The following is a 21,706-nucleotide window of genomic DNA, read 5'->3' as shown; positions in this document are numbered from 1 at the left end:
GTTATTTCTTCACTGTTAAGGTTCGTTGATGAGACATGTTATGTATAGACAGTTCAGGAGAAAACTGATCTGCGAGATCGTTATATACACGCTCGAAAAATGGTTTTGCCAGATGAGGAAGGTTTTTATGAAAAATTCCTTCATTAATATAAAAAGGTGCTCTGCGGCCATGGTAATCAACAACGGGGCCAATTTGTTGAAATGTTATACCCATCATTCCCAGATGTTTAGCAAGCCTAGGTTCCATCATTACGAAGACGTGTTCAATTTCATTTAGCTTGGCAATGGCTGTGACGGATAAATACAAACTTACTGCAATAAAGGGAAAATTACGACGTTCTTCCGCTTGATTAGTTTGTTTAACCTCAGGTGCTCCTGTTGGTGTTTTAGAGTCTCCTGACCGTCGTCTAAATTGGCTTTTAACTGCCAGGCGAGAAATCTCACCAAAAGTACCACGCTCAAAACTATCGATATCGACAATTGATTTATCAAGTGCGTCGTAGCAGTATTTTTCTAATGGTAATTGTGCATCTCGATTATTTTTAGGAGGAACAACCAAACGAACACAACCTGCATAGCTTTGACTTGATAAGTGTTCAATTAGTACATGTTGGGAATAATGATCGAAGTCATCGGTTTCCAAATCTGATGTTGTATCGGGCTCAAATTTGAGCTCTTTACAATAGACATCACAACGAATTCGATAGGCGTGCTGTACCAAGGACAGGTCACTAGCAAGCATGGGCTTAAAGTATTGATAAAAATGATCAACAATAGCATTAGGGTTGAGCATAAAAGTTACAACCTGATACAACGGACTTAATGATTAACTATAGGTAAACCAAGTTTAGTTGAGGTAATTAAATAGAAGGATTTTTTTTATATTAATATAATTTTTTATTGTAATAATACTTACTTATTTTTCTAAATGTACTAATGGGCACTTATGATAGTAGCAAAGAGGGCTTTTTTATAAGTGGTTAAATCCTATTGACAAAAGTTTACGATGAACAGATATCGTAACATTCACCACAGTGACTATTCTCTATCTATACTGATCTGTTAATGTTGTATCACTTTAAGAGAAATATCATGAAACCGACTCAATGGTTATCCCGACTTTTTTTATTTGGGTGGTTTATCTCCCTTCCTGTTTTTGCAGCGAGTGATGCTGAAGTATTAGCTAAACGAGTATATGAGCGCCCCGATGGGGATGACCGTGCTAGCTTTGGCTATATGGTTTTGGTGGAAGAAGGTCATAAACCAAGGGTTAGAGGGATGTTTAGTTATGGTAAAGATAAATCTTATAGTGATGTTTGGTCATTAATTCGTTTTACATCACCTAAGGATATAGCAAATACTGGCTTGTTAACTTTAGACTCTGAAGCGAAAGACAGTGAACAGTGGGTGTATTTACCTGGCCTCGATCGAGTCAGACGAATTTCTTCTAGTCGAAAGGGGGGGCGATTTGTTGGTTCTGATATTTTTTATGAGGATTTGCAAAACCGTTTATATACAAAAGACAATCATAAAGTCCTTGGCAAGGCAAAAGTAAATAAACTTGATGCCATTATTTTAGAAAGCATACCTAAAAAAGCAGATGATTCAGCATATTCCAAAAAAGTTAGCTGGATCCATGAAAGCTCATTAATTGCACTTAAAGTTGAGTACTATCAGGATGGTGCAACCAAGCCAATGAAACGCTTGATAGTTAATAAAATCAATAAAACTCAGGGTTATTGGACAGTTTTAGAGTCTACAGTCACTGATCTGGACTCTGGGCATAAAACCATTATGAAGGTGAAAAATGTTCTGTACGACCAAGGCTTAGCGGATGATATGTTTACGGTACAGGTATTGGAGGACCCTTCTAGAGAGACAAAATATAGACCAAAACAACTAGAACAAAAATAAATTTTATCGATTTTATTATGAGAAAAAAAATGTTAAAGCAGCTTCCAAAGAAGCATGCCTTTTTATGGCTGAGTGTTTTTTTTGCCGGAACTAGCTATGAGCATGCCTTATCTGCTGAAACGCAGGAAAATAATAAATCATCTGCATTTAAACAGTTAAAATTGCTTTGGTGGGCTGATGCTTCTGCGCAAAATGTGCCATCTCCTGATGAAGGCGAAGTAATAATTATTACAGATGATACTGAGGTTGAGGATGAAATCAGTGATAGTGATGAAGAAATTTTATTGGATACAGATACTGGCAATGACTCATTAGACATAGAAGCATTGGAAGAGTTGGCTGCTGGAGAATCTACAGACAGTTCAGGATTAAATTACGGCTTGAGTACAAATATTACTGGCTCATGGTTAAGTCGATCAGCCAGTAATGTCAGTCATTATGAATATGGTCAGTTAAATGCTTTTCTTCAATATCAGCCCAGTGAAAAATGGGAATGGCAATTGGGTATACGAGCTGATTATGACAAGCAAGTGGGCAGCCCAGATTTTGAAGCATTAAAATTTGATTATGATGAAGTATTTTTACGATATCGAACAGATCAATTTAGTTTTACGATTGGTAGCCAAATAGTACTTTGGGGAGTAGCTGATGAAGTAGCACCTACTGATCAAGTGAGTGTTCAGGACTTGACGAGGGGATTGATTCCGGACTGGGAAGATCGGCACCGAGCTTATCCCATGTTAAGGTTTGAGTATTTTATGGATAACAGAAAGCTAGACGCAATTTGGTTGCCTGATTTTAGAGCTGCAGAGTTGCCTAATGATGACAGTATTTGGGCTCCTATTAGAAGAGATACTGGACAAATATTTGCGCCACTACGTTCATTTCAAGTGTCTCAAATTACCATTGGAGAGGATGATGAAGGTTCTGGTGGTGGAGGGGTACGCTATAGTGTCACTGCTGAAGGGTTTGATTATGCAGTGACTTTGTTACGGGTAAAGCGCTCTTTACCTTATTACAAACTAAGCAATGAAACGTTGGATATATTAAGGACTAACCCAAACCCTTTAGCTATTTTAACAGCTAGTGATGACAATTTAATAGAAACTCACCCTTATAGTTGGGTTGTCGGTGGAGACCTTACTTTTCAATTATGGGATGTAACTTGGCGACTAGAAGGGGCTTTTTCGAGTGAAAAACCGGCAACCAAGCAAACACTTGATTATACCACTTATGATGGGTTTGATTGGGTGTTCAGTGGTGAGTTTTATCCTGGTGATGGAGATGATCGTTTAAACCTTCAATTGGTTGGTAGCACTATTAATTCAAATGATAAATTGATTGATCGAAAAAGGGTTTATTCGTTAAATGGTCAGTTTGAAGGGCTTTACAGTAATGAGCGTTGGCGACTACGTATTCGTTTTAATCATGGTTTAAATTTGCATGATGACTTTATAGGAACTGAAATTGCTTTTCTTGGTTGGGAACCTCATGAGCTTTATTTAGCTTCCTATTTTTTTGATGGTAGCCCACGAAGTGTTGGTGGTTTTTTTAAAAACAATAATATGTTTACTATTGGTTGGCGGGGAGAATTCTAATGCCAGGCCGAGGGAAAGCAATTGCGTGTTTAATGACTTTATTAATAATGAACTGTATTCCTTCATTATTATTCTTAACAATCAATAATGCCCCTGAGCAGTATTTACCTAAAACTCAACCAAGTGTCCAGTTTAGTGATGAACTAAGAAAAGAATTTCCCGAAGATCAAGTGTTGATGGTGTTATTTGAAGGAGAAGGGTTATTCAGTAATGAAGTTTTAACGAAGCTTGAAAAAGCGACTAAATCGATAAAGAAACACGCTAAAATTGATCGAGTAATTAGTGTGTCCGCTGTTGATCATATTGCAGGCACTGCTGATGGATTTGAAGTACTGCCTTTGATGAATAGTAAGCGGTTGCGTCAGATAAAAGAGTCTGAGCGTGCTGCTTATATTCGAGATGATAGGTTTGCGTTGGGAGCACTAATTGGCAGACAGGATGATGTGTTGGCGATGGTAGTAAGGCCAGAGTTATTAGATGATACTATGGCTCGCCAAGAAATATTAGATTTTGCTTTACAGGAGTTAGATAAAGCAGGTTTGACAAATTTGATTACTGCAGTAGCAGGCCCTGTGCCTTTGGAAACCTACCAGTTAGCTTCGATGCTGCGTGATACCTTCACATTTGTCCCCATCACAGTATTACTAGGAGTAGTATTAATTGCGTTACTGTTCCGACGCTTGTTGGCAGTGGTAATGACTCTTCTGACCATTGGGGGAGTAGTGAATGTTACCTTGCTATGGTTTATCCCATTAGGTCAGCCTTATACTCTTATTTCAAGTATGATTCCCTCATTGCTTGCGGCATTGACCATGGCTGTGCTTATTCACTTTTTTAACGGACTACGGCTTGCGTCAGGCTTTAAGCTTGAAGGAAAGAAACGTGTTGACTGGGCATTAGCGGAAATTAAAAAGCCTGCTACTTATACTGTAGCGACAACTGCAGCAGGCTTGTTATCTTTAGCTGCGAGTGAAATTCCGCCTATCCGATACTTTGGAATTATTTCTGCGTTTGGTGTCTTACTCGGCTTTGCTATTGTTATCTTATTATTGCCTCCTATTTTCACTTGTTGGGATAAAGCCAGTTGGCCATCTGATAATCCACTAATGAAGGGGCTGACCCGAACTGTAAAAAAACTCACCATTATAGCAATTCGTTATCCCGTTCATGTGTTGGTAGTTTTTGTAATTGGGCTGGTTATAGGTATTCCACAAATCTTTAATGTTAAAGCAGAAACCAATTTACTAGCATTTTTTGCTGATGACCACCCAATAACTATTGCAACTAAAAAAGTGGAAGAAAAATTGACAGGCGTAACGCCATTAGAAATTGTCATTGACGGAGAGAAGCGTGATGCAATTAAGCAGCTTGAAAGCTTACAATTGATCAAAAAAATACAAACACACGCGATAGAAATGCCAGAAGTTGAAAAGGCTCAATCAGTTGTTGACTTTGTTGAAGACATGCACTGGGGTTTTCATGAAGAAGACCCTAGTTACCGTGTAATTCCTGATCAGCAAAATCTAGTTAACCAGTATTTACTGTTATACGATGGTAATGACTTATATGAAATTGTAAACAAAGAGTTTAAACGAACCCGTATTTTATTGAACTTAAATGTGCATAGTTCTCGTGATATTAGAAAAGTGGTAAAAAAACTGACAGAATATTTAAATGTCAATATTACGCATGACTTGAAGTGGACTATTTCAGGCTATGGAAAACTGTTCGAAGATCAAGAAATCCTGTTAGTTGAAGGGCAAGTTAACAGCTTAGTTGGTGCTGTAATATTGATATTTGTCATGATGTTTTTACTATGGCGTAAGCTAAGTACAGCTTTACTTACATTGTTTCTTAATTTGGCTCCAGTTGTAGTCATGTTTATTTTGATGGGGCTATTTTCAATCTGGTTGGATATGGCAACGGCGATGATTGCAGGTGTTATAGTGGGAATTGCAGTGGACGACACAATACACCTATTTCATGGTTTTCAGGATGGTATTAAGCATGGAGCAAAACCACTTCGAGCATTACTAAAAAGTTATTATCAGTCTGGCAGTGCAGTAACTGTAACAACGATTATCTTAGGTTTTCAATTTTCTGTGTTATGTTTCTCATTATTTCAGCCGACTGTTCACTTTGGTTTTCTTACGGCAGCTGGTTTAATCACAGCGCTTATATTTGATCTGATTCTAATGCCTGCTTTAATTGTCATGACGTTTTCTTTTAACAAGTGACGCTGAAGTTGTGAACTACTATATTTATCAAAGTAGTTATCAATGCTAATGTTTACTCGCTTTTAGAATAGATACTTAAATGTAAGTATTTGTTAACTTAATAAAAATTCATGCGTTACAGGTTGCAAGGTTTATAATGATTGCATCCCATCACTTAGGTTTGGAGCGAAACTGATGATCAAGGATGTGAAGAAAGCAGCATTCTTTCTCTCTATCTTAACGTTGGCGGCTGGTTGTGCAAATAATGAATACCCATCTTTAGGGGCAACGACAACCAAACAGCCTTTAACAACAAATCCCAGTAATTACAATTACCGAATTGGTCCTGGTGATCAGCTACAAGTATTTGTTTGGCGAAACCCAGAGTTATCTACCAATGTGTCAGTGCGACCTGACGGTAAAGTCACTTCTCCTTTAATTGAAGATATTAGTGTTAGCGGAAAGACAGCAACTGAGGTAGCACGTGCCTTCGAAAAAGAACTAGCTAAATATATTCGAGATCCTATAGTCACTGTTTTAGTTGAAGGGTTTACTGGCCCTTATAGTGAGCAAGTACGAATTGTGGGTGAAGCCAGCCAGCCTCAAGCCATTGCTTATCGTGAAGATATGACTTTATTGGATGTTATGATTGCTGTGGGAGGTTTAACTGAATTTGCTGCAGGTAATAAGGCCACCCTGGTTCGAGTTGAAGATGGGGGACAGAAGCAATACTCCATTAGGCTGGAAGATTTAATAGAAGGAGATATCTCTGCTAATGGTGATGTCTTGCCAGGTGATGTTATCATCGTTCCAGAAGCTATCTTTTAATTACGATAGGACAGGAAGTCATCCATGCAAGATATTATCGGGTTGGTTGTAGGCTACCTACGCGAAGTATGGTCAAGACGTTGGCTAGTAGTACTGGTTTCAGTGGTTGTTGCACTGGCAGGCTGGTTTGTTGTTATTAAATTGCCAGATCAGTATCAGGCCTCGGCTCGCTTTTATGTTGATACTCAAACCCTGTTAAGACCACTACTGCGTGGTTTGACAGTGCAAACGAATATTGACAATCAAGTTAACTTGATTGTCAAAACCTTGTTAAGTCGACCTAACACCAAAAAGATTGCCTTAATGGCTGACTTGGATTATGGGGTTGATGAAAGTAACCCTGAAGAGTTTGAAGCGTTGATGACCAGGTTGCGTAAGGACATCAAACTAAAAGGCTCTAAGCGGGAAAATGTCTATACAGTAGAATATACTAATGCAAACTCTGCAACCGCAAAAAATGTAGTGCAGTCAGTATTAACTGTATTAGTTGAAAGCTCGTTAGGCGAAAGTCGTGAAGAGACTGTCAGTGCTCAACGTTTTATCGATCAACAGCTTCGAGAGTATGAAAAGCGCCTTGAAGAAGATGAAAATAAACTCAAGGAATTCAAGCGTAAGCATGCGGGTATTATGCCTTCTTCTGAGGGGGACTATTACCAGAGGCTAGAGGCTGCAAGAGCTAAATATGATTCAGCTAAATTAGAGTTGATGGAGCTTGATAGAAAACACCAAGCATTGCAACGGCAGCTTAAAGGAGAAGAGCCGAGCTTTGGTTTTACTGAAAAGCCTGCTGTATCGTCAATATCAACCAGCTATGATTCACGAATAGCTAGTCTGGAAGAACAGTTGGATAGTTTATTATTGAAATACACAGCTCAACATCCAGATGTAAAAGCCACTCGTGAACAATTGGGGTTATTAAAACGCGCAAGAAATAAAGAATTAGCGCAGCTAAAGCAACAAAGCCCATCAAACTCCAGTAGTTTGGATCAAAATCCTGTCTATCAACAGTTGAAAGTCAACCTGAGTGAGGTGGAAGCTGAGAAGTCTTCAATGCAGGTTCGAGTGCAATCTTTTAAAGAGAAGGTTGATGAGCTTGAAAAAATGGTTAATACCATTCCAGAAATTGAAGCTCAGTTAATTGCATTGAATCGCGGCTATCAAGTGACCAAGCGAAAATATGAAGATTTACTGTCTAGGCGTGAGTCTGCACAAATTTCTCGTAAAGCTTCACAAGCAACTGATGATATTCAATTTAAAGTGATAGACCCTCCCCATGTGCCAAATGAACCTGTTGGTCCACACCGGCCACTGCTAATGTCTGTAGTGTTTATTTTCTCAATTATGTTGGGGTTAGGAGTTGCTTTGCTAATTGCGCTATTAAAACCAAGCTTTACCAGTAAAAAGATTCTTTCTGATGTCACTGGTTTGCCAGTGCTAGGGGCTGTTAATGCGGTAGTAAATGATCATTATCGGCATCGACAACGGTTGTTTAATCTAACTTTTACATTAACTTGTATCGCTTTTATTGCAAGTTATGCATCAGTTATGGTTCTGTTTCATTAAGGTGGCTGGTATGGACACCATAGAAAAAGCTCTGCAAAAACATCAGCAGAAATTTAATGAAGAATTTATTTCTCGTGATAAACAGTCAAGTGATGAATTACCAGCACCCGATCTCTCTGATATTGAAAAAGCACTTGCTGGTGATGTTGCTCCAGGCCAGATAATAGGCCCGGATCATGATGCCTCTTCTGAGGAAGATAGAGAAAGTCGGCGGGTTGAAATTCAGTTTGATCGATTAGCCAAGTTGGGCGTTATTGTTCCAAGTGAAGACCGTTCTTTAACAAAAGAACAGTTTCGCCAAATTAAGCGTCCATTACTGAATAAAGCATTTGGTAAGCATGCTGAAAAGGTGCCTAATGGTAACCTGATCATGGTAACGAGTAGCTCACCTGGTGAAGGTAAAACATATAATGCAGTGAATTTGGCGATGAGCATTGCCTTAGAAAAAGAGCGGAATGTGCTCTTGGTTGATGCTGATGTGCTTAATCCCTCTGTGAATAATTTATTAGGTATTAAAACGGAAGAAGGCTTAATTGATTATTTATCAGACGATATTAATGATGTCACTGATATCCTCTATAAGTCTAACATTGAAAATCTAAGTGTTATTCCCACCGGTAAACGACACCATTTAACCAATGAATTGTTAGCCAGTGATAATATGTCTAATTTAATGCATGAAATGGCTAACAGATATCAGGATAGGATCATTATAGTTGACACACCACCTTTACTTCATACGACAGAAGCTTCTATTCTAGCCAGGCTGGCTGGGCAAATTGTATTGATTGTTGAAGAGGGTAAAACGCATCAACAAACAGTTAAAGATGCTCTGTCGTTACTGGATCCTTCAATGCATATTGGCCTGGTTTTAAATAAGAGTAAGTATAATCAAGATGGCAACTATTATGGGTATTACGGATAATGGCCCCCGTAACCTCTTGCAAAGCAGATGTGTTCTTTCACTTTTTCTTATTAGCTCAGTAACTGCCTATGGAGCACAGTGGACAATTACTCCATCGGTTACTGCCAAAGATACCTACTCAGATAATATTAATTTATCAAATAATAATAAGCAAAGTGATCAAGTACTGGAAATAGTACCTGCAATTAGAATTCAAGGGGAAGGGCGGCGTTTACGATTAAATTTTGATTATAATGCACAGGGTTTACATTATTTTGAAAATACAAATGATGATGAAGTGAATCATCGCTTGCAATCAGGGTTAAGTAGTGAACTTATAGAAGATCATTTATTTTTAAACGCTACCGCAAATATTACACAACAGTTAATTGATGAACGCAGAGGTGGCTCAAATGATAATATTAGTGGCTCAGATAACCTCTCAGATGTTTTTACCTATGAAATAAATCCCTATTGGCAACAAAAGTTAGGTTCGGAAACCGAAACTGTGTTAGGGGTTCGTTATAATGAAGTGAATTATAGCGGTAATAATGGTAGTGGTACTGACAGTAGTGGTCAGTCTCTTTACTGGTCAGTTAATAGTGCCCCAGGGGTCGGGCCTGTTTTTTGGCGTTTTGATTATAATTATGATGAAGTAGACTATGAATCACAAAATGATACAGAGCGCCAATCAGAGTCTATCTTAGTAGGTTATCAATGGACTCCAAAGTTTAACACCTCATTAACAGTCGGTTATGAAAGTCAGGACAATGATATAGATAATATTCGTAATGACACTGATGGTGCCTTTTGGCTTGCAGGAATGGAGTGGGCATTAAGTCGAAAAACCTCTTTATCAGCCCAATATGGTAAGCGTTACTATGGGGATACTTATGGCTTTAACCTAAGCCATCAGCGTAAACGATCTGTTTTTACTTTAAGTTATAGTGAGCAGCAGCAAACTATTAGGGACCAAATATTAATTGGAAATTTTTGGGTATGTCCTGAAGGAGTACTGATTGGGCCAGGTTGTGGACAAGAACAGCTTAGGGTTGGTGACAACCCTGAATCAGGTAAAGAAATTGTTCTCCAGCTTCCAGGTGGAACTACAAGTCAAGTTGATGATTATTTTATTAGTAAAGATACAAACTTAGGTTGGTATCATGTCAGAAAGCGTGACTCGTTTAATGTAAATGCCTACCGACAGGAAAGAGAATTCCAAACCCGTAACAATAATGAGTTAGTTCATGGTATAAATGTGGGCTGGAACCGCCGTTTAAGTCGTAAAGTGACTTCAAATGTTAATTTAGGTTGGTCAACTAATGACTTTGAAGATAATTCCGATAGTAACACCTGGACGGCTACATTTCAGCTGCAACGACAGCTCAGTCGAGACATGAGTGGTGCTTTGGAGTTTGCAACCCAAAAGCGCACAAGTGATATAGAAACTAATGAATATACAGAAAATCGCATTAGTGTCAGTATAAGGAAAACTTTTTAGTAAATTGGTACAACGATGTACGAGACTTTCTATAACCTAACCGGTAAGCCTTTTCAGCTGAGTCCTGATCCACGTTTCTTTTTTAATAGTCGTGGCCATAGTCGGGCGATGTCCTATTTACGTTATGGTCTTGGCCAGTGTGAAGGTTTTATTATTATTACCGGTGATATTGGTACTGGTAAAACCACACTAATTCGCAATCTATTTGCTGAGCTAGATCAAACTCGTATCATCGCGGCTAATATTGTTACGACCCGGCTGGGGGCCGATGACTTAATTAAGATGATATCCTCTGCCTTTAATCTACCCTATGAGGGTATGAGTAAAACAGCTTTATTACGTCAGTTTGAAGAGTTCTTAAGGGAATGTGACCGGCGGGGTAAACGGGTATTACTGGTAGTGGATGAAGTACAGAACTTACCAGCTGCTTCTGTTGAAGAGCTGCGCATGCTTTCAAATTTTCAAATTAACAACCAGCCTTTATTGCAAAGCTTTTTATTAGGGCAACAGGAATTTAGACAAACTATCCAATCTCAAGGAATGGAGCAATTAAGGCAGCGGGTCATTGCTTCCTGTCATTTAAGTGGGCTGGATGAAAGTGAAACTCGGGAATATATTATTCATCGAATGAAGCATGTGGGATGGGATAACGACCCAATTATTCCTGAACAAAGCTTTATTGATATTCACCAGTTAACCGATGGTGTGCCCCGTCGAATTAATGTATTTTGTGACCGCTTGTTATTATTTGGCTATTTAGAAGAAACTCACGAATTAGCACCTGAGGTAGTTAAGTTAGTGGCAGAAGAAATGAAGGAAGAGGTTTCTTCGCCTTTTAACTCGGTGAAAGAAGTGCGTGCTTCAATGGAGCATGATATTGCTCAAGAAGTTCAAAAGTTACAACAAATCGCTCAACAGGTGACAAGCGCTTCGGAACAAAAGTCCACTGAGGTATATTCAGAAGGTTTGGAGGTAGCGGATCCAAACAAAATTCAAAATATTCGCTACACGATCGAGTCCTTAGAAATAGCTATTGCCAGTCGCCTTAATACCCTTAAACAGTTAGTTGATAGTATAGAAAAATAGAGATCCAATGACGGTAACAAAAACTTTAATCTGTGTGGTTGGAGCAAGACCAAATTTTATGAAAATTGCTCCAATTGTTAGGGCACTGAAAGCAAAAGCAACCAAACTGAATTTGGTACTGATTCATACTGGTCAACATTATGACCAAACGATGAAGGCTCAATTTTTTGATCAGCTCGGTATTCCAGAGCCTGATAAAGATTTAGAAGTAGGCGCTGGCTCTTTATCTGTACAAACAGCAGAAATTATGAAGCGATTTGAGCCCGAAGTCGACTACTATAAACCAGATGCTGTACTTGTAGTCGGTGATGTGAACTCAACAATTGCTTGTGCTTTAGTGTCTGCTCAGAAAAAAATTCGTGTCGTTCATGTTGAGGCTGGCTTAAGAAGCCGAGACCGAACCATGCCAGAAGAAATTAATCGAGTTTTAACGGATCAGCTTTCTGATAGGCTTTATACTACAGAAAAACTGGCTGAAGATAACTTGGCTGCAGAGGGTGTTTGCCGAGATAAAGTTGTTTTTGCAGGCAATGTGATGATTGATACATTGAGATATAATCTTGCTCAAGCAAAACATCCTTCTGAGTTATTGGCAGATAACTACTCTATTATTGAAAAAGCAGGGCACTACTCATTGTGGACACTACATCGTCCTTCAAATGTAGATAATCCTGAAATTTTACAGAAGCTGTTAACTTTTATTAAAGAAGCCGCAGATAAAATTCCAGTTGTTTTTCCTGTCCACCCTCGTACACAGAAAAATATTCAAAAATTTAAACTGTCGTCTTTTCTTGAGCATCCACAAATTATCACGTTGTCCCCTGTTGGTTACCTTGAAATGTTGGGCTTAATGAATAATGCAAGGCTAGTGTTAACTGACTCCGGTGGGATCCAAGAAGAAACGACAGCTTTGGGTATTCCCTGTTTGACATTAAGAGAAAATACCGAGCGACCTATTACTATCTCAGAAGGAACTAACACGATAGTGGGTTCTGATATTACGCTAATAAGAAAAGAGTTGGATCAGATTTTACAGACTGGCGGCAAGGCTGGCAGAGTCCCAACGTTATGGGACGGACATGCTGCCGAACGTATTGCTGATGACCTGTTAGCTTGGCTTTAATTAGAATTAGGTGGTCGTTATGCAGTCGATTGTCAATGCTATGAGTGTTGATGTAGAAGATTACTTTCAGGTCTCAGCCTTTGAAAAGACTATTCAACGTGTTGATTGGGATAATCTACCTAAACGAGTTGAGCTAAATACCCAACGTATTCTAGAATTATTTGCCCAACATCAAGTAAAAGCCACTTTTTTTACTTTAGGGTGGGTTGCTGAGCGTTTTCCTCAACTCATTCGTACTATTATTGCTGAAGGCCATGAACTAGCAAGTCATGGCTATGGGCATTTGCGTGCAACTAGCCAAACACCTGAAGAGTTTCGAGAAGATATTCGAAAAGCAAAGCAGCTATTGGAAGATATTGGCGGTAAAGCAGTTGTCGGTTATCGTGCTCCGAGTTACTCCATTAGTAAAGATAATTTATGGGTGCATGATGAGTTATTAGAGTCAGGCCACCAATACAGCTCCAGTATTTATCCAATTAACCATGACCTTTATGGTATACCTGATGCGCCTCGTTTTAAATACCAGTGCGATAATGGTTTATGGGAAATTCCTATTACGACAGTAAAAGTCAATCGAAAAAATTTACCATTTGGTGGTGGTGGGTATTTTCGTTTATATCCTTATTGGCTATCAAGGTGGGGCATAAAACAGTTGAATAAAAAAGAAGGTCAATCGGCTGTTTTTTATTTTCATCCTTGGGAAATTGATGTTAACCAGCCAAGGCAAAGCAATATCAGTTTTAAATCTAGATTTCGCCACTATCTTTGTTTAAATCGAATGGAGTTCAGGTTAACCAGTTTATTAAAAGATTTTAAATGGGATACTGTGCAAAACGTGTTTTTACCTCAAGCGACCACAGGCAATCATCGTGAATGATTTGTTGATTGAAACACTTTCAAATGAGAGTGATATAACAGCATGGAATGCTTATGTTGAGCAATCAGCACAAGCCACTTTTTTTCATCGTGCAGAGTGGCGAGATGTTATCAAGCAGTCATTTGGGCATAACAGTTATTATTTATTTGCCAAGCAAGGTAATCAAGTTGTAGGAATATTACCTCTAGGACATGTGTCAAGTTGGTTATTTGGCCATGCTTTAATTTCAGTGCCTTTTTGTGTTTATGGTGGTGTGGTTGCAGATAGTGAATTCATCCAGCATGCACTGATTAGTAAAGCAGTTGAGCTTGCTAAGCAGTTACAGGTAGATTACTTGGAGTTAAGAAACCAGCAGGCAATTGAGCTAGATGGCTGGGAAGAAAAGTCACTCTATGTCAATTTCTGTAAAATAATTAGTGATAATGAAGACGAAAATTTAAAGTCGATTCCGCGAAAACAACGGGCGATGGTAAGAAAAGGTATTAAGTCTGAGTTGACAACAACAGTTGAGCATTCTGTTGAAGATTTTTTTACAGCTTATTCTACCAGTGTCCGTAATTTAGGAACGCCAGTATTTCCTAAAAAATATTTTAAAGTATTAATGGAAACCTTTGCCGATGAGGCTGATATCATAACAATTAATGATAAAACTGGTAATTTAGTAGCGAGTGTATTGAGTTTTTACTTTAAAGACCAGGTCTTACCTTACTATGGAGGGGGAACTGAACTCGCTAGGCAATCGGCAGGTAACGACTTTATGTACTGGCAGTTAATGTGTCATGCAGTAAAAAAAGGCAAGCGTGTTTTTGATTTTGGCCGTAGCAAGCAGAATACAGGGGCTTATAGCTTTAAGAAAAACTGGGGCTTTACCGCTGAGCCTTTGAGTTATCAGTATTATTTAGTAAAAGCCAAATCATTACCAAATGTCAGCCCAACTAACCCTAAATATCAGCTATTTATCAAGTTATGGCAGAAATTGCCGCTTGCTATAAGTCAATTGTTAGGGCCAATGATTGCAAAGAATTTGGGATAAGTGATGACAGCAGTTTTATATTTAGCCCACCGACTTCCCTATCCTCCCAATAAGGGGGATAAGATCCGTTCATATCATTTATTAAAACATTTAGCTTCTCGTTATCAGGTTTTTCTCGGTACCTTTATTGATGACCCTCATGATTGGCAGTATGTAGAGCAGATTAAACCTTTGTGTACAGAAATTTTTATCAGACCAATCAACCCGCTATGGGCTAAATGTAAGGCATTGTCAGGTCTTGTTGTTGGCCAGCCGTTAACTCTGCCTTATTATAAAGATAGTAAAATGAAAAGCTGGGTAAGGACGGTACTGGCAAACCAAGGAATTAATAATGTATTAGTATTTTCTTCTGCAATGGGGCAATTTGTTGAGGGTAATGGGCACGCAGCTTTTCATAAAGTCATTGATTTTGTTGATGTAGACTCTGACAAGTGGCGTCAATATAGTGAAAAAAAATCTGGGTTAGCTGCTTGGGTTTATCGACGTGAAGCACGACAATTGCAAACCTATGAAAAACAGCTAGCTAGCACAGCTATTGCTTCGCTCTTTGTGTCTGAAGAAGAGGCGAAGTTATTTAGGCAGTTATCCGCTGATCAAACAAGTCAGGTCTATGCCATGCGCAATGGGGTGGACCTAAACTATTTTAACCCCCAAGCAGATTTTAACCCTGTTACTCAACTTTCAAGCTCTAATCGTATTGTTTTTACAGGGGCAATGGATTATTGGGCGAATGTTGAAGCTGTTAGCTGGTTTGCTAAAGAAGTTTTGCCATTATTAACGCAAGTACAACCTAACCTTCATTTTTATATTGTAGGAGGCAACCCTACGAATGAAGTACAACAGTTAGCTTCGCCACATGTGACTGTCACTGGTCGGGTGGAAGATGTCCGCCCTTATATAGATGCAGCCGATTTGGTGGTAGCACCGCTACGAATTGCCAGAGGGATTCAAAATAAAGTGCTTGAAGCAATGGCTATGGCAAAATGGGTAGTTGCTACTGAGCAAGCGATGGAGGGGATTAACCCACCCAATGAAATTGCCGACACTCTGCCTGCAACCCCGCAGCTAATGGCTGATACGATCCTGGCCAGACTCAACGCAACAGATAGGCAAACCAGCCACCAGGCCGCTCGCCAGTGGGTTGCTCAGCATTTCAGCTGGGAGTCTAGTCTACAACAGCTAAATCAATGGTTTGGCTAATCCTAGGGAAAGATCATGCAAGTCTCTGTTATGACAACATCAACAGACAGTAAACGTCCATTATATTGGCTAGTGGTAGCTTTGTTAGTTTGGTTGGCTGCTTATTTTTCTACCCTTCAAGCAATGGTGACCGTTTGGTTGAACTCTGAAACCTACGCCCATGGCTTGTTAATCGTACCTATGTCACTGTTTTTGTTGTGGCAAAAAAGAAAGCAGTTGAATTGGCAACTGATGTGCCCTAGCTGGTTACCGCTACTACCTTTATTGTTTCTTTCGGTTATTTGGTTTATTGCCAATGTTTCAGGTATTAATGTTATTCAACAGCTAGCGGTTGTATTGATGATTCCCTTTTTGGTTTGGACCTGTTTGGGCACAGCAATTACTCGTCAGATTGCATTCCCCTTAGGCTATCTATTATTTGCGGTACCTATGGGGTCTGGGATAGTCCCATATTTACAGGAAATTACAGCCTGGTTCTGTGTGTGGGGGCTAAAGTTAATTGGTATTCCAGTGTTTTGGGAAGGCTTATATATTTCTATTCCTTCAGGCGATTTTTTGGTTGCAGAAGCATGTAGTGGAATTCGGTATTTAATTGCATCAATGGCACTCGGTACTTTTTATGCATACATCAGTTACACCAGTTTAAGTAAACGACTTGCTGTATTTGGACTTAGTATCATTATTCCAATAGTGGCTAACGGCATTAGGGCATTTGGTATAATTTTAATTGCCTATTACTCCAATATGGAATATGCCACAGGTGCTGATCATTTACTTTATGGTTGGCTTTTCTTTGGTATTGTCATGATGTTGCTGTTTTGGTTAGGTTCTAAATTTGCTGATGATATGAGTAATACTAATGTGGCTGATCAGCAAACAGTAAAAAATGATACTGAAGTTGCCACAAAGCCTCTAACTATTTTGACAATATTAGCAGTGATGGCAGTGCTACCATTTTGGGCTGTAATCAAGCCAACACCCATAGCGCAACAAGTCTCATTAAAAGTAGATACCCCGGCTAATTGGCAATCAGTCAAGCCGAGCTCAACATGGACGCCTAGTTTTAGTACTCCTCAACAGTTAAGACAAGCCTGGCAGGAAGGTGAACAACAGGTAGAGCTATTTATTGCTCACTATCCAAAAGAGCAAGAAGGTAATGAACTGGTGAGTTTTGCCAATAAAGTATTTAATGAGGAAGCTTGGAAACTATTGAACACTAACTCAACTCAGCTTCAGCTGGGTGATATAACTATTTATGTCAAAGAATATCGGATGGAGTCTTTCCTGCAACAACGTCTTATTTGGAGTTGGTACTTTGTTAATAACACCACTCAAAGTGACCAATATCGAGCTAAATTTCAACAGACTTTAGAAAAAATATTAAATCGCCCAGCAGGGGGAAGCTTCGTTGCAGTATCTGCTGAGTATGAGTTTAAACCAGATGAAGCAAGAGCTGTTTTAACCAAGTTTTTACAGGCAACTTATCCATCTATTGTTGCAGCTGTTACGCCAAATCAGTGATTTTATATGTGGTTTAAATCAGTATGACCAAATCGTCGTATCAGCAACCTCCATTAATTGCTCACTTAATCTATAAGTTAGATGTAGGTGGATTGGAAAATGGCCTAGTAAACCTTATCAATCATATGCCAGCCCATGGTTTTCGCCATGTAATTATTTGTTTAACTGATTTTACAGATTTTGCTAAGCGGATTTCCAGGTCAGATGTTGAAATTATTGCTTTAAATAAGCAGCCAGGACAGGACTGGCGATGGTTTATTCGGCTATATACAATATTACGACAGTTACGTCCCTGCATATTTCATACTCGTAATTTGGCTACAATTGAAGGTCACTGGGTTGCCTGGTTGGCCGGGGTGCCGGTCAGAATTCATGGTGAACATGGATGGGATATGAGTGATCTGGGGGGCATTAATAAAAAATACCAGTGGCTAAGAAGGCTAACCCGCCCATTTGTGAAATTTTTTATTGCTTTATCTGAAGAAAGTAAAAGCTACTTAATTAATAAAATTAAAGTTAAACCAACAAATATCGCATTATTATGTAATGGTGTTGATACAAATCGATTTACACCGGGTTGTCAGCGATCTCTCTATCCGAAAGCATTTCAGGGGGATGATGCTTTTATTATCGGAACAGTAGGGCGTTTAACCCCAGTAAAAAGTCAGCTATGCCTATTACCTGTGTTAGCTGAACTCATTAAAAAGAATAACCATCATAAAATAAAGCTAGTCATTGTTGGAGATGGCCCAGAACGTGTTGCTCTTGAGCAGCAAGCAGCATTGCTCGGTGTAACTGAGCAACTATGGATTACAGGGGCGAGACAGGATGTACCAGAATTATTAAGTGGTTTTGATGTTTTTGTGTTGCCTTCACTAGCAGAAGGTATTTCTAATACAGTTTTAGAAGCAATGGCAGCTGGCAAGCCAGTGATAGCAACAAACGTTGGCGGTAATGTTGAGCTGGTTGTTGATCAGCAAACAGGTGTCTTAGTTCACCCAAAAAATCAGCAACAATTACAGGCTGCAATGCAGGACTATCTTGATGATCCAATATTATGTCGTCGTCATGGAGAAGCAGCCAGGCAGCGTGTAATGGATAAATTTAGCTTGGCAGTGATGGTGCAGCGGTATTTAGATATATACCAGCGGCTAACTGTCTAGTAATAGGTGATGTAACTATGTGTGGGATTGCAGGAATATTTAATGTTAGGGAGCCTGAGGCTGTTATCAGTGAAGCCTTGCTTCATCAGATGAATGAAACTCAGTTTCACCGAGGTCCTGACGAAGGAGGCCTGCATATTGAGCCTGGCCTTGGGCTTGCCCATCGACGGTTATCGATCATTGATATTTCTACTGGACAGCAGCCGTTGTTTAGCGAAGATGGCAATGTAGCTATTGTATTTAATGGTGAAATTTATAATTTTCAGTCGCTCAGAACAGAACTAATTGCAAAGGGGTATCACTTTAAAACGCATTCTGATACTGAAACGATAGTCTATGCTTGGATGGCTTGGGGGCCTGACTGTGTCAAACACTTGCGAGGTATGTTTGCATTTGCTGTTTGGGATCGCCGCCAGCAAAGCCTATTTTTAGCTCGTGATCGACTAGGCATTAAACCTTTATTTTATAGCACTTTAGCCAATGGTGAATTGATTTTTGGTTCTGAGTTAAAAGTATTACTTGCCCATCCACAGCTATCCCGCGCAATTTATACGCCTGCTCTTGAAGATTACTTTACATTTGGTTATGTACCAGAGCCGGCCACAATTTTTGAAGGTGTCTATAAATTACCTCCAGGACACACTCTGCTAATTAGCCGTAATAAGCCAAATGCAACACCTGTCCAGTATTGGGACGTCTCTTTTGACCCTTCAGCAATTATGTTGCCAGAAGATGTTAATGAACAACTGATTACAACATTGAAAGAAGCTGTCGATATTCGCATGATAGCTGAAGTCCCTTTAGGTGCCTTTTTATCGGGTGGTGTTGACTCCAGTGCAATAGTCGCAATGATGGCAGGGTTGCAAAAGGATCCTGTCCATACCTGTTCAATTGCTTTTAATGAAGCCAGTTATGATGAGTCTGCGTTTGCAAAGGAAGTTGCTAAGCGTTACAACACCGATCATTTTGAAAAAACCGTAGCCGTCGATGACTTTGAGCTGCTGGATGTGCTGGCTACTTTATACGATGAGCCCTATGCAGATAGCTCTGCCATGCCGACTTATCGGGTTTGTCAGCTGGCTAAAGAAAAAGTGACAGTGGTTCTCTCTGGAGATGGTGGTGATGAGGTATTTGCTGGTTATCGCCGTTATCGCTGGCACATGAATGAAGAAAAAGTCAGAAGCCGTTTTCCGTTAGGCTTTCGCAAGCATGTTTTTGGTTTATTAGGTGAGCTTTATCCTAAGGCTGATTGGGCGCCTCGGGTGTTAAGAGCAAAAACCACTTTTCAGTCGTTAGCGCGCACACCGCTAGAGGCGTATTTACACTCTGTTTCTCTGCTTAATCATCAACAACGCAGAGAGCTGTTTAGTAGTCACTTGAAGCGGGAGCTGCAGGGGTATCACTCACTTGAAGTATTTAAACGGCATGCGGCCAATTGCCAAACTGATGACATGCTGTCGTTAATCCAGTACCTGGATATGAAAACTTATTTAGTTGGGGATATATTAACAAAAGTTGACCGAGCCAGTATGGCGCATTCACTAGAGGTGAGGGTGCCTCTTCTTGATCATAAGCTAATTGAATGGTCTAGCCATCTTCCATCGTCTATTAAATTAAAAGGACAGGAAGGTAAATATATTCTGAAAAAAGCATTAGAGCCTCATTTGTCGGATAATATCCTATACCGGGACAAAAAAGGCTTTGCGGTACCCTTAGCCAAGTGGTTTAGAGGGCCTTTAAAAGATAAGCTTAAAAATGCGTTGTTGGGCGAACGAATTTTAGATAGTGGTTATTTTGATCCAGACTATTTAACCCGTTTAGTCAGCCAGCACCAAAGTGGATTACGTGATCATAGTGCATCATTATGGGCGTTACTCATGTTTGAAGCTTTTCTAAGGCAAGTAGTCGATGAGTCTAGGGCTGTGGCTCAGGTGGCATAGTGATGCGTGTATTACATATTCTTGATCATTCAATACCACTGCACAGTGGTTATACTTTCCGAACCCGCTCTATTTTATTACATCAGCGACAGTTAGGCTGGGAAACCTTTCATCTAACCAGCCCCAAGCAGGGGGCAGTGTCATTATTACAGGAGACAGTTGACGGGTTAGATTTTTATCGTACTCCACCATTATCTAGTTGGCTAAGTAAAATGCCTGTGGTCAATCAACTGGCAATTATTCCAATATTAGCTAAACAAATTCAACAGGTAGCGCAGGAAATAAAGCCAGACTTAATTCATGCCCATTCACCAGCGTTAAATGGTGCGGCAGCCTGGTTGGCAGGCAAAAAGTTAAATATTCCTGTCGTGTATGAAGTCAGAGCTTTCTGGGAAGATGCTGCGGTTGATCATGGTACTTCTGTTGAAGGTGGTTTGCGATATAAGTTGACTCGATCATTAGAAACATTTGTGTTAAAGCGGGTACAGGGGCTAACTACCATTTGTGAGGGGTTGAAGTTGGAAATGGCTGGACGAAGCCAGCACTTAGTGCCTGTTACAGTCATTCCCAATGCAGTGGATACCGAACGATTCCAACCATTACTCGAAAAACAGCAAGCTATTTTAACTAAACACCAATTGCAGGATAAGTTGGTATTAGGCTTTATTGGCTCTTTTTATGCTTATGAAGGCTTGGACACACTCATTAACGCTATGCCTGAACTAGTTGCAGCAATACCCAACAGTTGTCTGTTGTTGGTGGGAGGTGGCCCTGAAGAAGCAAAATTAAAGGCAATGGCTGCCAATAGTCCCGTAAAAGATAAAATTATTATGGTTGAACGAGTGCCCCATAGCCAGGTACAAGATTATTATAGTGTAGTGGATTTATTTGTTTACCCTCGTAAGTCAATGCGATTAACGGAGTTGGTGACACCTTTGAAGCCACTTGAAGCAATGGCTCAGCATAAGCTGGTAGTTGCATCTGATGTGGGGGGGCATCGTGAGTTGATTCAGCATGGCCATAATGGACTGTTGTTTAAAAAAGATGACACCAGTGATCTGGTTGCAAAAATTAAAGCGATTCAAACTAATCGAGAGCAATGGCAACAAATATTACAAAATGGGCGCCACTATGTAGAAACGGAGCGTACTTGGGAGCGTAGTGTTAGTCATTATCAGAGTGTTTATCAGCAAGCATTAGCTCAAATGGCTAATTAATATTATAAATGAAAGTATTAAA

The 21,706-nt window shown here is 39.6% G+C and carries 17 protein-coding genes; 16 read left to right on the top strand and 1 reads right to left on the bottom strand.

The annotated features are described in order from the left end of the window. Position 1: 1 nt before the first annotated feature. On the bottom strand, positions 2-793 hold the full coding sequence (locus OQE68_RS02085; protein WP_180569710.1) for a PEP-CTERM/exosortase system-associated acyltransferase: 792 nt from the start codon (positions 791-793) through the stop codon (positions 2-4). Between the two features lie 299 nt (positions 794-1,092). Here OQE68_RS02085 and OQE68_RS02080 point away from each other — a divergent pair, with 299 nt between their 5' ends. The 16 genes from OQE68_RS02080 (at position 1,093) to OQE68_RS02005 (ending at position 21,684) form a co-directional block, all read left to right on the top strand. Continuing rightward, positions 1,093-1,914, top strand: coding sequence for an outer membrane lipoprotein-sorting protein (locus tag OQE68_RS02080; protein ID WP_180569709.1), 822 nt, complete (start codon positions 1,093-1,095; stop codon positions 1,912-1,914). Positions 1,915-1,943: 29 nt separating this feature from the next. Further along, a complete protein-coding gene (locus tag OQE68_RS02075) occupies positions 1,944-3,512 on the top strand; it encodes a hypothetical protein (RefSeq protein WP_180569708.1) in 1,569 nt (522 codons plus the stop codon). Next, the gene (locus OQE68_RS02070) at positions 3,512-5,749 is read left to right on the top strand and encodes an efflux RND transporter permease subunit (protein WP_180569707.1); all 2,238 of its coding nucleotides are present in this window, start codon (positions 3,512-3,514) and stop codon (positions 5,747-5,749) included. Before OQE68_RS02075 ends, OQE68_RS02070 begins: the two co-directional genes overlap by 1 nt. 174 nt (positions 5,750-5,923) lie before the next feature. Then, positions 5,924-6,556 carry an XrtA/PEP-CTERM system exopolysaccharide export protein gene (locus tag OQE68_RS02065; RefSeq protein WP_180569706.1) on the top strand — a complete coding sequence of 211 codons (633 nt, stop codon included), beginning with the start codon at positions 5,924-5,926 and terminating at the stop codon, positions 6,554-6,556. 24 nt (positions 6,557-6,580) lie between these two features. Further along, positions 6,581-8,119 (top strand): XrtA system polysaccharide chain length determinant, encoded by a 1,539-nt coding sequence (locus OQE68_RS02060; RefSeq protein WP_180569705.1) that lies wholly within the window; start codon positions 6,581-6,583, stop codon positions 8,117-8,119. A 10-nt stretch (positions 8,120-8,129) separates the two neighbouring features. Then, positions 8,130-9,044, top strand: a complete 915-nt coding sequence (locus OQE68_RS02055; RefSeq protein WP_180569704.1) for an XrtA-associated tyrosine autokinase — start codon at positions 8,130-8,132, stop codon at positions 9,042-9,044. Beyond that, complete coding sequence (locus tag OQE68_RS02050; protein ID WP_180569703.1) at positions 9,016-10,524, top strand: TIGR03016 family PEP-CTERM system-associated outer membrane protein; 1,509 nt, start codon at positions 9,016-9,018, stop codon at positions 10,522-10,524. The genes OQE68_RS02055 and OQE68_RS02050 overlap by 29 nt, the downstream gene beginning before the upstream one ends. Positions 10,525-10,539: 15 nt before the next feature. Continuing rightward, positions 10,540-11,610, top strand: a complete 1,071-nt coding sequence (locus OQE68_RS02045; RefSeq protein ID WP_180569702.1) for an XrtA/PEP-CTERM system-associated ATPase — start codon at positions 10,540-10,542, stop codon at positions 11,608-11,610. Between the two features lie 7 nt (positions 11,611-11,617). Continuing rightward, positions 11,618-12,733, top strand: coding sequence for a non-hydrolyzing UDP-N-acetylglucosamine 2-epimerase (gene wecB / locus OQE68_RS02040; protein ID WP_180569701.1), 1,116 nt, complete (start codon positions 11,618-11,620; stop codon positions 12,731-12,733). Between the two features lie 19 nt (positions 12,734-12,752). Then, positions 12,753-13,610, top strand: a complete 858-nt coding sequence (locus OQE68_RS02035) for an XrtA system polysaccharide deacetylase (protein ID WP_180569700.1) — start codon at positions 12,753-12,755, stop codon at positions 13,608-13,610. Next, positions 13,603-14,643: a FemAB family XrtA/PEP-CTERM system-associated protein gene (locus OQE68_RS02030; RefSeq protein ID WP_219340105.1), complete on the top strand. Its 1,041-nt coding sequence runs from the start codon at positions 13,603-13,605 to the stop codon at positions 14,641-14,643. The genes OQE68_RS02035 and OQE68_RS02030 overlap by 8 nt, the downstream gene beginning before the upstream one ends. 3 nt (positions 14,644-14,646) lie before the next feature. Next, positions 14,647-15,843, top strand: coding sequence for a TIGR03087 family PEP-CTERM/XrtA system glycosyltransferase (locus tag OQE68_RS02025; protein WP_180569699.1), 1,197 nt, complete (start codon positions 14,647-14,649; stop codon positions 15,841-15,843). 15 nt (positions 15,844-15,858) lie between these two features. Further along, the gene (xrtA, locus tag OQE68_RS02020; RefSeq protein WP_180569698.1) at positions 15,859-17,364 is read left to right on the top strand and encodes an exosortase A; all 1,506 of its coding nucleotides are present in this window, start codon (positions 15,859-15,861) and stop codon (positions 17,362-17,364) included. Between the two features lie 23 nt (positions 17,365-17,387). Further along, a complete protein-coding gene (locus OQE68_RS02015) occupies positions 17,388-18,527 on the top strand; it encodes a TIGR03088 family PEP-CTERM/XrtA system glycosyltransferase (protein WP_180569697.1) in 1,140 nt (379 codons plus the stop codon). 17 nt (positions 18,528-18,544) lie between these two features. Further along, complete coding sequence (locus OQE68_RS02010) at positions 18,545-20,467, top strand: XrtA/PEP-CTERM system amidotransferase (protein ID WP_180569696.1); 1,923 nt, start codon at positions 18,545-18,547, stop codon at positions 20,465-20,467. 2 nt (positions 20,468-20,469) lie between these two features. Beyond that, entirely contained in the window at positions 20,470-21,684 is a 1,215-nt protein-coding gene (locus OQE68_RS02005) for a TIGR04063 family PEP-CTERM/XrtA system glycosyltransferase (RefSeq protein ID WP_180569695.1), read from the top strand. Positions 21,685-21,706: the final 22 nt, after the last annotated feature.

Source organism: Spartinivicinus marinus, from assembly GCF_026309355.1.
Taxonomy (GTDB): Bacteria; Pseudomonadota; Gammaproteobacteria; order Pseudomonadales; family Zooshikellaceae; genus Spartinivicinus; species Spartinivicinus marinus.
Note: the sequence above shows the minus strand (reverse complement) of the source record. Positions and strands in the feature narration are given on the sequence as shown.